The sequence below is a fragment of the Paenibacillus sp. FSL R5-0636 genome (assembly GCF_037974255.1).
Lineage (GTDB): Bacteria > Bacillota > Bacilli > Paenibacillales > Paenibacillaceae > Paenibacillus_AQ > Paenibacillus_AQ odorifer.
Map to the genome: position 1 here is coordinate 5,012,309 of NZ_CP150232.1, position 12,370 is coordinate 5,024,678.

Consider the following 12,370-nt stretch of genomic DNA (forward strand, 5'->3'; position numbering starts at 1 on the left):
GTTGTGTATTAATATTTATACTCCCGTTTCGACAAAGCCAGTCGAAGGTTCTCACCAGCAGAGCACGACTTGCCTTCTCCGCCTTGCACCGAGAATACTAAGTCTCCACTGTAATCAGCAGCTGTGATCACAGTGACTTCATCCTTACTGATCCGCAGTTGGATGGTATCGCCGCGCAGTGTAACCGGAAGCTGAACGGACTGCCAATGTTGCGGCAGAGATGGATTGATGTGCACAACCCCTCCGTCGTAGTCCAGCCCAGCAAAGCCAAGAACCGCAGCCATCCAAGCACCACCATTCGCAGCTGGATGAGTCCCTCCGATGTAGAGATCCCCTACATATTGCTTAGATTCGCCGGTGAGATCGACGGTAGCCGTACGCATAAAATACGGATAGCCCCAATCCGGTGAACCAATATCAGCAGCTACCAAAGCGTAGATACAAGGGCTTAAGCTTGATCCATGTTCCGTACGCGGTTCGTAAAATCCCCAGTTCGCTTGTTTCACTTCCTTGCTAAAGGAGTGTTTAAACAGATTCAGCATCAACACAACGTCTGCTTGTTTAAGTATGGTTGTGGTGGTAGCTAAGCCATTGCCGCCGCCAAAATACTCATTTTTATTAAGCACACGTGATTTCAGTTCTGTTAGTTCTACATCCTCCAAGGTGAGGTACCGGTCGAATTGTTCAATAACAAGACTGGCAGGATCAGGCTGTGGAACATAAAAGCTATCCAGCATCGTTTTGAACTCCTTCAGGAATGGCCCTGAGCTAAACGGAGCGGACAATTGACCGTAGGCCTCAGGATACTTCTCTTGCAGCAAAGCTGCCGTATGCAAGGCAATCTCCAGCGTCTCTTTAACCAGTGCATTGGTAAAAGCATTATTGTTCACACGCTCATGATATTCATCCGGACCTGTTACATCCAGAATCTCAAACCGCTGTTTAACCGAATTATAGTAAGCGTAAGAGTAGAAAAAGCGAGCGCATTCCCAGATCACCTCAGCTCCTCCACTAGTAAGCAGACTTTCATCGCCTGTGAATTGAACATACTTCCAGATCCCATGCACAACGTCACCACTGATATGAACCTGCTTATCGCGGAAATAGGTCCGCATCGGCCGGCCTGTAAATACATCGTTCACATTAAACAGCGTACAGGCATCGTCTCCCGTATCCTGACTTTCCCAAGCATAAAATGCGCCCAAAAATCCATATTCCGCTGCCTTACGGCGAGCACCATCCAATGTATGAATCCGGTACATCATCAAGTTCCGCGCTACCTTAGGATCACTGTGCAGGAAAAACGGCAACATAAACATTTCCGTATCCCAGAATACAGCTCCCTTATATACCTGACCCGATAATCCCCGGGCTGGAATAGACACCTTCTCCGAAACTGTAGGGGCAATGATTAACAGCTGATAGATACTATATCTCAAGGCAAATTGGGCAGCTTCATCACCTTCGATGATTACATCGCTGTGTGACCATCTCTCGTCCCATAACAGACGATGAGCCTTAAATAACCCCTCAAAACCCAGCGCCTCAGCAGCATGGACAGATTTAACAGCTTCCGACTCCGGCTGATCAGCATCAAGTCCAGTATAGACTGCTACATACTTAAACCATTCATACGTCTCACCCGCACGGGCATCAAAAGAAATCCGGCGAACAGCAGCCCCATCTTCCAGTAGCTCCTCACCAAAACTGAATACCGCCCTCTCCGCCACAACAACCGGAATCTTCAATTCTCCGCTAACAGAAGAAGAGATCAGCACCTCGTCCTTGAGCTGTACCTTTTGTCCGTAAAGATGAGGCCCATTGATATCCCACACATCTACGTCAATTCCCGTCTCAATCGCTACTCGGCAGTCTTGAGTACTGCGAATAGAGTATTTACTAACGAGCAAGTGAAGATTATCCTGGCTTACGAAACGATCTGCGGTAAACGTCAACGCCCCACCGTCAGATACAGCATATTCAGTGCTCCGATGATGAATGGCATTTCGGATATTCAGCTCCTGAGTATGAGCGACCGGTTCACAGTCAAGCACACTTAAGAGCTGATCATTACAGAAAACTTTGGTCAACAATCCATTAGGGGCATTAACTGGTTCTCTCCATTTGTCCCCCTCTTTGTCATATAGTCCTGCGAGGGTGACAGCTACTAGCTCAGTTTTACTGAATTCCTCCAGTGTGCCGCGATACCCCATGTAGCCGTTGCCTAACATATATTTGTTACCGTTCGTCGTCACAAGCTGTTTATCAAAACAACTCTCCTTTACGATCCAGTTCATCCTGCCAGCATCCCTTCGCCTAGCGGAAGCGTCTTCCCGGAAGCATCCACTGTAATCGACTGTCCGTACACTATAATTTCGGTACTTCCACCATTAACCGCAGTGATTGTTACTGAATTTTTGTCGACCACAATTCTCAGAAGCACTCCTTCATACAATACTTGGAAGCTATATTCATCCCAGCGTTCTGGCAGGGTTGGCTGAAAGGACAGACGTGCTCCATCCGAACGCATTCCACCAAAGCCGTAAACAATATTCATCCAAGCAGCTGCAATTGAGGTAGTATGCAGCCCTTCACGGGTATTGCGGTTATAGTTGTCTAAATCCAGTCGAGTAGCAAATTCAAAAAACGAATATGCTTCCTCGGGTTTGCCGATTTCACTCGCCAAAATGGAGTGGATCGAAGGTGACAGCGAAGACTCATGAATACATCTAGGCTCGTAATATTCATAGTTCGCCAGCTTCGCTTCTTTAGAGAATTGTCCGCTGTACAAGAACATAAACATAAGTACATCCGGCTGCTTAATCATGTCATAGCGATACAAACGATCATATGACCAGTTCGAATATAACGGGAATTCTGTAACAGGAATCGAATGAATATCAATATGTGGCATATCGAAGAACCCATCATGCTCTTCATAAACTCCTGTCACTTCGTCAACCGGAATCCGCATATGCTGCGCCTTGTTTTCCCAATCGGTGAGTTCCTCGTCATGAAGTTCTGTTTTCTCTACCACAGCTGCAAAAGCAGCAGGAGCCTGTTCTTTCATCTCCCGAAGAGTCTCTAGGGTGTATTCAAAAGATTGTTGAGCCATCAGATTAATGTAGCAGTTGTTATTGACCATCAATTGGAACTCATCAGGGCCCATAACGCCAAAATAACCATATTCCCCGCTGCGTTGCCCCCATTGGCCACGTGTAGCATAGAATCTGCTGATCTGAATCAGCATCTCAGCCCCTTTACTGTGCAGGAAGCTTTTATCACCGGTATTTTTGACATAATGCCAAATGCCATAAGAAACAGCAGTCCCTACATGAAGCTGAAGATTAGAGTGCTGCCAGAGATCACAGCTTTCTGTTCCATCTATAGTAGCAATTGGATAGCAGGCTCCCTCACAATTCACCTCTTTAGCGCGCTGCATAGCCTGCGGCAATGTTTTATATCTGAATTCCAATAAGCTCCGGGCAGCCCTTGGATTATTGAACATATAGAACGGTAAGCAATAGGATTCTGTATCCCAAAAAGCCAACCCACGATATACTTCACCCGTCAGCCCTTTGGCACCAATATTAAATCCGGGATGATCGCCATGATAGGTCTGATAAAGCTGGAAGATACAGAAACGAATACCCTGCTGATTCTCAGGATCGCCCTCAATTCGGATATCACTTGTCTCCCAGATGCCCTTCCAATAAGCTGTCTGATCAGCGATTATTTGGGTATCTGTCAACTGGCTTGCTGTTTCAGCAAGAGACAGACCTTTGCTCCACAGCTCTTCAGCTGTATGGGCAGAATCACTATCCGAATAGTTCATAACCAGTTTGGTAAAATAGGAGACTTCTCCTTCCGTAAGGTCCAGGGTGAAATTTTGTCCAATAAATTTATCACTCTCGACAGCAGTGAGCTGTAACGGCTGCGAGGATTGTAAGGTAAAGCTTGAGAACAGCTTATTCCCAGTATTCACTGTACTCGCCATAATAGCAGAGGACGCTCCACTTACTCCGCTGCGGAGACTGTTCCACATACATTCGCCGCGTTCTTCATGAATAATGCCGAAATCAAGACCTGCACAAATGTCCACGCTCCCTGAGAAATTAAGGGGTTCAAACTCCACCCGCTGCAACCCCAAATGAGACATAGTCATGCTGACCAGACGTGTAAAGACTACTTTTAGCGACTTGCCATCGTTTAGATGCCAGATTAGCTCTCTCCGATACGTACCCTTACGAAGATCCAGCTTGCGCACATAATCTGTTACGTTGCTTTTTGCTAAATCAAGCTGTTCACCATCTATAGATAGACGTGTATACAGCCAGTCCACCGCATTCACCATATATCTCAGCGAGCGAATAATCCCTTTATAGTGATTGCCAATATCCAATTGTTCATTTAATCCATTAAAATAACTTCCTTGCAGGGTGTCACCTGAATACCCTTCCTCTGCATATCCGCGTACACCCATGTATTCATTACCCAATGAAAAAATAGATTCCGAAGTCCGATTTCTTTCTGGATCAAAGCCCTCTTCAATAATTGCCCACGGATCAACCTTAAGATATTTGTCTGCTACTTTAGCCATATATGATTTCTCCTTCTCCTGATTTTTGCTCCAATTTCAGGATATCGCTGCATAGCAATAGAGCCAATGTCCGACCGTAATGAAGATGTGTGCATTTATACGGAGTTGAGATAAAACTAATTTCTTTAACATGAATTTCAACTGTGTTATATGTTACAATCTAACGGGGACGCAAAAAAACAGCGATTAACCCAGTATTTGAGAATAATGGATAGCCGCTGTTCATATATCATAAACGTGAGATCACTTACTCTTTTTTAGTTAAAAAGAATATTACATCGAACACTTTAGAAGTGAAATTTATCACAATGTTGAAAATTCGACACTTTTAAACGATTTTTTATAACCAATTCGAGGGATTTTCAAGGTATAATTAATTTAAAATTTACTGAAAAACTGAGGGAATAAAGGGGATGTCGATTATGCTAAAAGAACATTACAATGTTATCGAAGCCCACGGAAATACAAACTGTTTCTCCGAACAGAATTTCAACAGACTTCTAGTTACAATGAAAGAGCGCATAGTTCCAGAGGGTTCACATCTATTCTGGGAAGGCGACTACTCGGATAAATTGTTTTATATCAAACGTGGACGTGTGAAATTAACTAAATCTACTGATGAAGGTAAAGAACTCATTCTTTATATGTATCAAGCTGGCGATATGGTAGGTCAAGCAGATCCATTCTTCAGCACTAAGCATAGCTTTACAGCCGAAGTGATTGAAGAAAGTGAAGTTGGCGTCATCGAACAAAAGGATCTAGAAATTCTCATCTGCCAACATTGTGACTTTGCTATCGACTTTATGAAATGGATGGGTATTCATCACCGTCTCACCCAAACTAAATTCCGTGATCTAATGATGTACGGCAAACCTGGTGCACTATGCTCCACGCTCATTCGTCTTGGCAATACCTATGGTGAGAAGAGCAGCGATGGTGAGAATATCCTTATCAACAAAAAAATTACGCATACAGATTTGTCCAACATGATCGGTGCCACTCGTGAAAGTGTTAACCGGATGCTGAGCGACCTGCGTAAAAAAGATGCTGTTGAGTATGAGAACGGTATGATTGTCATCAAGGACCTTGGCATGCTGCAAGAAATTTGCCACTGCGAACTGTGTCCGAACGAAATCTGCCGGATCTAATTCCGTTATAATATACCCTCTATTCACCTCAATGAAACATACATGACCCAATTATTCTGCATAATATAAAATAGAGTGGTCCAAGGCGCCTAACGTAGGTGTCTTTTTTTTATATTCAACAAAAAAAGAGCTGAACCCAAGATCGGTTCAGCTCTAATACAGTTAATTAAAAATGGATTTAACGGTTATTGCGAGTACCACGCACTGGTGAGATCAGCCAATAGGCCATGCCGACAAATACGCCCCCACCAATGATATTCCCCAAAGTTACAGGGATCATATTATGCAGCCATCCAGCTATCGTAATGGTTTCCGGATGATTCGGAAGCAACACAGCAACACTAAGCAGAGTCATATTAGCCACACTATGCTCATATCCGCTTGCGATAAAGGCGAACAGACACCACCAGATTAAAATTAGCTTAGCAGATTCACTTTTAGCACGTGAGGACATCCATAGCGCTAAACAGACCAGCCAGTTACATAGGATTCCACGAAAAAACAGCTCAGAGAACGGGAGACTCATTTTTTTAGCAGCGGCTGTAAAGATCAAATGCTCTGGCGGCGCAGCACTGAATAACCCAGTCCCACGAATTAAAAGCGCTAAAATCACTGCACCCACCACATTCCCGATGAATACAAGGATCCAGTTCTTAACGGTATCCCAGATACTGGTTCTGCCTGCCAGTGTACTTACAGTAAAAAACATATTATTTCCGGTAAACAGCTCGGAGCCTGCAAATACTACAAGCGTCAAGGCGATGCCGAAGGATGTACCCATAATAAGCGGTTGGAAAGGAGATTTAGCAGCTGCTAGCGGTGCTCCTAGAGAGAAAATAAGGATAATCCCAATGCCTACATAAGCACCTGCCAACAGGGCTGCTAGAAAATATCTTGGCAAGCTTTCATTCATTTTGTCCCGCTTACTGACTGCCGTCTCTACGATGCTCTCCACACTTTGCGTAAACATAATACTCCACCCCACCGTTTTCTATTAAATCTATTACTACACTCTTCGGTGTCTACACGCTCACTGTAACTTTCTCTCCGTCCAGTGTGACTGGATAAGTCACAACACTACCTTGGTCTGGTGCCTGCACCTCACCCGTGCGCAGATCGATTTTCCAATCGTACAGCGGATCGTACAGATAGTGACCTGACACGATCCCTTCCGCAAGCGGGCCACCCTTAGGATGAGGACTACGATTCTCTACTGCATAAATGGCTCCGTCAGAGGCACGAAATACAGCCAGTTCAACATCTCCAGCAATCACTACACGGCCAATCTGCAGCAGGAAATCCTGTACTGAGCCTATTGCATACGTTTGTGTGGTCTTATTCATTGGTCTCTCCCCTTCTGTGTGCGTTATATCCGCTAGACTCTTGTTTCTTCAAAAAGCGCAGTACGAGTGCTACTGTCATTGAGCATTTTTTTCCAAGGATCCGTCACCTGAGTCAGAGCAAAGTCAATCCGTGCGGCCAGCTCTTTGCGGTTATCTTCATTATTCAAAATGACCATTTGAATCTGCTCAAGTCCCATACGCTCAACCCACTCGGAGGTTCTCTCCAAATAATTACCGGTCTCACGATAATATTGCATCACAGCGGAGCACACTTCGATCAACTCTTCATCGGTCTTAATTTTGCAGAAGGAATCAGCAATCCGTGGTTTGATCCCACCGTTACCACCGATAAACACTTCCCAACCGCCGTCATTACCGACGATGCCAATATCCTTCGTGCAGGATTCCGCACAGTTACGTGGGCAGCCGTTGACAGCTATTTTAAACTTGGCAGGAAAATCAAGACGTTCATACTTACGTTCTATGAGCGCGCCCATTCCCAGCGAATCCTGTGTACCGAAACGGCAGAACTGTGAACCCACACAAGTCTTAACCGTACGTAGCGATTTGGCATAACCATAACCTGATGGCATATCGAGCTCTTCCCATACCTTCGGCAGATCCTCTTTTTTCACCCCGATTAGATCCAGGCGTTGCCCACCAGTCACCTTCACAACTTTTACATCATATTTAAGGGAGACATCAGCGATTTTCTTCAAATCCTCTGGTGTCGTTACCCCGCCGTACATGCGTGGAATAACGGTATAGGTTCCGTCTTTCTGAATATTGGCTCCCATACGTTCATTAACAAAACGTGATTCCTTCTCATCTTGATGTGTATCCGGATTTAGCATCCCCAGATAATAGTTAATCGCCGGACGGCATATAGAGCAGCCTTCCTCTTGTTTCCAACCCAGTACATGCATAACCTCTTTAGTAGTACTAAGACCTTTAGCTGTAATCTCAGCAACAATCTCATCCCGGCTAAGCGTTGTACAGCTACAGATACCTTGCTTGGCAGACTGTTCAAAACTATCACCCAGGACAAATTGTAAAATTTGTTCTACAACCGGTTTACAACCTCCGCAAGAACGCGTCGCTCCTGTACATGCTTTGATCTCGTCCACAGTAGTAAAACCATTTTCTATGACCGCATCCACAATCGCTTTTTTCGTAACCCCATTACAGCCACAAACGATTTCTTCGTCCGCCATAGCTTCTACAGATGTGCTCTTTTTGGCTCCGCTTCCGCAGCAGCCCGTACCCATGACCTCTGTATAAATCTCATCGGTCATTACAGCACCTTGTTTTACTAACTTTTGCAGGTTAGCCGATTCCGTCACATCCCCGAACAGGACTGCACCAACAATGACATTGTCTTTGAGCAGAATTTTCTTATAGGTTCGCTTCCATTCATCTTTGCTTGAGATTACAGTGTGCTCAGGGGAATCCATAAACTCACCTGCAGAAAATACATCCACACCGGAAATTTTTAATTTGGTGGAGACAACAGAACCTTCATATGGATTTGTATCGCTTCCGCAGAGATGTTTAGCTAGAACCATACCCTGCTCGAAGAGCGGCGCTACTAATCCGTAACAAACTCCGCGATGTTCGGCACATTCGCCAATGGAATATACATTCTGCATAGAGGTCTGCAAATAATCGTCCACTACAATCCCACGATTAACAGCAATTCCGCTTTCTTTTGCCACAGTTATATTCGGTTTGATGCCTACAGCCATAACTACAAAATCAGCTGCAAGTGTAGTGCCATCACTAAATTGTAAACCACTTACTCTCTGTTCCCCTGTCAATTCTACTGTTTGTTTGCCCATGGCAAATTTCACGCCTTGACGCTCTAGCTCAGCTTGCAACATAGAGGAGGCATTACGATCAAGCTGGCGCTCCATTAGATCTTCCATCAGATGCACTACAGTAACGTCCATGCCAAGGTTCACAAGACCCTTTGCCGCTTCCAATCCAAGTAAGCCTCCGCCGATTACCGCCGCTTTGTTGTATTGTTTAGCCGCAGCTAGCATCGCATCACAATCTGCAATATCCCGGAAACCCACTACGCCTTCCTTATCACAACCAGGTACAGGTAAAATAAATGAATTCGAACCCGTTGCAATAATCACTTTATCGTAAGAAACAGCCATACCGTTATCCGCAATTACTTGCTTGGAATGCTCGTCAATTCGCGTAACTGTTGTTCCTGTATGCAAGGTAATGTTGTTATCTTCATACCAGTTCCAGTCGTTTAGGATGATATCATTGATGGTTTTGCTGCCTTCGAGAACATAGGACAACATGATCCGATTATAATTGGGGTGAGGTTCGCTTCCAAAGACCGTAATGTCATAAGCTCCACCTAGCTTCAATATTTGCTCTAGCGTACCTATGCCTGCCATACCGTTGCCGACTAATACTAATTTTTCTCTCTTCGCTGCCATAGTTAGGTGCCTCCTCAGTCTTATCCGTTCTTGTTGAACTTTGCTTCAACTTATCTTCTACATAATGAAATTATACATTTCAAAATTTAAGAGAGATTGTGATTACAGTCACATTAAATGTGAATATTTTCACATAAAAAATAAGACAACTTTGTTAGGTTCTAAATTCTAATAAAAAAAGCCAGATCACAGGTTCTGAATAACCGTAGATCTGGCATTTATGTACTTTTTTTAACGTATAGCCAATAAAATCTCCAATTCATCCTGCACTCTAAGCTTCATGTCCATTCCATTCTCAAGCAGTTGCTTCCCATTCACCTTCATCTTCCAAACTTCATTGCTAAGAGGAGTATAATCACCAATGGATAACACCTTTTTGTTGTCTTCGGTCAACTGCACCACACTGCTGTTCTTCAACAAACCTCTCACTGTTAAATCTTCAGTAAATCCCATAACATATGAATGATTCAAATTCACTTGCTCACTTCCGCCATTCACGGTCAACAACACAATTTGAAGGGGTTCCTCTTGTTCCTTAGACATCGCCGTAATTACTAATTTTGATTCATGCCCGACGGTTCGACCCCAATCCTCAGATCCAATGGTCTCCCCATCCATTTGCAGCTCCCAATTCATTCCTGGACTGAGTGAAATATTATTTACCGTTAGAATGCTTGTGTTATCCTCAGAAAAGGTGGCCTTCCCACTACCTTTCAGTAGGTCAAAGATCGTTATCCCTTTTCTGTAGCTCTCGCTAAGCTGCTTGTCCAAAGGGTTGGTCAGCAAGTCATTTCCCGCAACGATAAGCGAAAGCGTAGGCCCGTCTGATCCTGCTAAGCCATTATTCCCTTCATTATTAACGTCAGCAAGAGTCGAACATCCACCCATTATGAGTACGATGACTAATCCTAGTAACAACCTCCACATATATTTCGTGGGCATAGTGACACCGCCTTGTCCCGCCTAATGACCACACAGCGTCTCAGGCTTGTAGTAAGTTATGCATACTGTCTATTTAAGAATAACGTAAATAAGCTTTGTTCTCAAATATAAAAAAAGTCCCCTAAGGGACTCTTTGAAAACTCATTTTTTCTACTGGAATCTAGGGAACAATATATTATTCTCCAGATGAACATGTTCAAAAGTCATGCTCTCCAGCTCCTCTAGCCGGGCATAAGTCAAACGATAGGTTGTACAAGCATGAGCCGGTGGGGTGAAATCATCTGTTATTTTGCGCATTTGTCTCAATATATCGCCTGCTGTGTCATGTTCACTCTCAAGTTCAAATAATGCCTCGCGAAGTGTGGTCAGCCCTTCTTCACTTGGATTGGCATCATACGCTAATAATTTTGGAAACTCGTCTTCCTCTTCTTTAGCTGTATGCTGAAGCAAATCTTCCTTAAGTGTATTAAACAAGCTATATAACTCTTCTAAATGAGGTGAATCTCCGCCATGAACCCGGTATACCTTAGTTACATTTTGGCTAATCAGGGGCAGCTCTTCCCGCAGGTAATGGTGATGTTTACTCACGATATGCTCGATTAACTCTGCAGAAGGTGCTGTGTTCCATGCGAGTTCTTCTTGTGGTACCGGATATTCCTCGAACAGCTTGTTGAGATCACTAATGATCATCTCTTGATCTAGTCCACGCTCTACAGCTGCTTCAGCAAGAGGTTTGGCGCCTCCACAGCAGAAATCAATCCGTTTAGACTTGAAATAATCCGCAGCTTTTGGGAATTGCAGCACAATATCTTTTACCAGGGCATCTGGAGTAAATCCAGGTTGCACCGATTGCTTATGCTGTAAATCCGAAATTCTATCATTAGGTTGTTTAGTTTCCATAATAGTTCCTCCTCGGGATATGTGATCAGGTTCTGAAAAAATCTTTTCTACCTGTTCACCTTAACCCTGAAAGGAGTTTTGACTTGTGATTGTACTCACGAAAATTGTATCTCTTTGTTGAACGAAAAAGGTCAATCATGGAGATAAATCCCCACAATCGACCTGTCTTTTGTTTACCACACGGGCAACAGTAATGTTATTTGTCTTACATTTATCTATTCGGTCACACCAAATCTGTATCTTTTATTGAACATAAGCCTGCATATACGTTCGCTTACCCTTTGCGTCCTTTAAATAAGGTCCTAAACCAGCAAAGCGGGAGTGATCCATATAAACACCGGTCATCCATCTGCCTTCTGTCAGGCCACCATTCCATTTGAGGACAAGGTCAGGGGCGGATATCCATTCCTGATAAATCTGTATATTCTGATCTTTGTACTCTTTACAAGGCTTAGACTGCTCCAGTAGACGTAGATCGTTAAGATAAGTTGGCACGAAATAAGAGGATATCGTATGCAAATCATCTTCATCAAAAAAAGGCTCATCCCCTAAAAAGGGTTTAAATAATACGGTATTCTCGTACATGGACCAAATTAAGGCTTGTAGCACCATGCTCTGGCGAATGCCATTATGAAACTTATATTGTCGTTGATTACCTGCCATATTCACTTCTTGAAGAGGTTCCGTCGACTCCAGGCAATGCCGTTCACAACCGATACATTTCCAGCCAGAAGGACTTTGAATCCATTTTTGAAAAATAGTTCCGCTATCATTGTTGCCTTTGTAGAGTGAAGAGATAATGCTGTAAGGCACACCAATCCACGCATCCCATAAGGAATCTGGAAGATGGCTATGCAGCATGAACAACGTCTTGTCATAGATGAGCTGTACTTTGATCGAAGCGTTCTCCAGCTCAGCAACATCCTTTTTTCCATACGTTATTTCCCGGGAAAACAGGGTGGTCTTCATCTCCCTCGCCTC

General features: G+C 44.0%; 9 protein-coding genes. 1 reads left to right on the top strand and 8 read right to left on the bottom strand.

Translation table 11 applies throughout. From position 1 onward, the window contains the following. Positions 1–8: 8 nt before the first annotated feature. Both MKX34_RS22875 and MKX34_RS22880 read right to left on the bottom strand, forming a co-directional pair. A complete protein-coding gene (locus MKX34_RS22875) occupies positions 9–2,297 on the bottom strand; it encodes a glycosyl hydrolase family 65 protein (RefSeq protein ID WP_076273020.1) in 2,289 nt (762 codons plus the stop codon). After that, a complete protein-coding gene (locus MKX34_RS22880; protein WP_076297328.1) occupies positions 2,294–4,600 on the bottom strand; it encodes a glycosyl hydrolase family 65 protein in 2,307 nt (768 codons plus the stop codon). Before MKX34_RS22880 ends, MKX34_RS22875 begins: the two co-directional genes overlap by 4 nt. 422 nt (positions 4,601–5,022) lie before the next feature. On the opposite strand from MKX34_RS22880, the gene MKX34_RS22885 reads away from it, so the two are divergent. After that, entirely contained in the window at positions 5,023–5,748 is a 726-nt protein-coding gene (locus MKX34_RS22885; protein ID WP_036682945.1) for a Crp/Fnr family transcriptional regulator, read from the top strand. 178 nt (positions 5,749–5,926) lie between these two features. Here MKX34_RS22885 and MKX34_RS22890 read toward each other — a convergent pair whose 3' ends face one another. From MKX34_RS22890 to MKX34_RS22915, 6 genes are all read right to left on the bottom strand, one after another. Next, a complete protein-coding gene (locus MKX34_RS22890; protein WP_036682946.1) occupies positions 5,927–6,718 on the bottom strand; it encodes a formate/nitrite transporter family protein in 792 nt (263 codons plus the stop codon). 52 nt (positions 6,719–6,770) lie between these two features. Further along, positions 6,771–7,091: a nitrite reductase small subunit NirD gene (gene nirD, locus MKX34_RS22895; RefSeq protein ID WP_076104367.1), complete on the bottom strand. Its 321-nt coding sequence runs from the start codon at positions 7,089–7,091 to the stop codon at positions 6,771–6,773. Between the two features lie 32 nt (positions 7,092–7,123). Next, positions 7,124–9,547 (bottom strand): nitrite reductase large subunit NirB, encoded by a 2,424-nt coding sequence (gene nirB, locus MKX34_RS22900; protein ID WP_076297327.1) that lies wholly within the window; start codon positions 9,545–9,547, stop codon positions 7,124–7,126. Positions 9,548–9,778: 231 nt separating this feature from the next. Further along, positions 9,779–10,474 (bottom strand): hypothetical protein, encoded by a 696-nt coding sequence (locus MKX34_RS22905; RefSeq protein ID WP_339203491.1) that lies wholly within the window; start codon positions 10,472–10,474, stop codon positions 9,779–9,781. A gap of 165 nt (positions 10,475–10,639) precedes the next feature. Further along, a complete protein-coding gene (gene ric / locus MKX34_RS22910; protein ID WP_076297330.1) occupies positions 10,640–11,335 on the bottom strand; it encodes an iron-sulfur cluster repair di-iron protein in 696 nt (231 codons plus the stop codon). Positions 11,336–11,632: 297 nt separating this feature from the next. Beyond that, the gene (locus tag MKX34_RS22915) at positions 11,633–12,358 is read right to left on the bottom strand and encodes a hypothetical protein (RefSeq protein WP_076098623.1); all 726 of its coding nucleotides are present in this window, start codon (positions 12,356–12,358) and stop codon (positions 11,633–11,635) included. Positions 12,359–12,370 lie beyond the last annotated feature (12 nt).

Excerpts from the sequence above, each read along its gene's own strand:
- MKX34_RS22875 (WP_076273020.1), bottom strand. The coding sequence starts at position 2,297 with ATGAACTGGATCGTAAAGGAGAGTTGTTTTGATAAACAGCTTGTGACG.
- MKX34_RS22880 (WP_076297328.1), bottom strand. The coding sequence starts at position 4,600 with ATGGCTAAAGTAGCAGACAAATATCTTAAGGTTGATCCGTGGGCAATT.
- MKX34_RS22885 (WP_036682945.1), top strand. The coding sequence starts at position 5,023 with ATGCTAAAAGAACATTACAATGTTATCGAAGCCCACGGAAATACAAAC.
- MKX34_RS22890 (WP_036682946.1), bottom strand. The coding sequence starts at position 6,718 with ATGTTTACGCAAAGTGTGGAGAGCATCGTAGAGACGGCAGTCAGTAAG.
- nirD (WP_076104367.1), bottom strand. The coding sequence starts at position 7,091 with ATGAATAAGACCACACAAACGTATGCAATAGGCTCAGTACAGGATTTC.
- nirB (WP_076297327.1), bottom strand. The coding sequence starts at position 9,547 with ATGGCAGCGAAGAGAGAAAAATTAGTATTAGTCGGCAACGGTATGGCA.
- MKX34_RS22905 (WP_339203491.1), bottom strand. The coding sequence starts at position 10,474 with ATGTGGAGGTTGTTACTAGGATTAGTCATCGTACTCATAATGGGTGGA.
- MKX34_RS22915 (WP_076098623.1), bottom strand. The coding sequence starts at position 12,358 with ATGAAGACCACCCTGTTTTCCCGGGAAATAACGTATGGAAAAAAGGAT.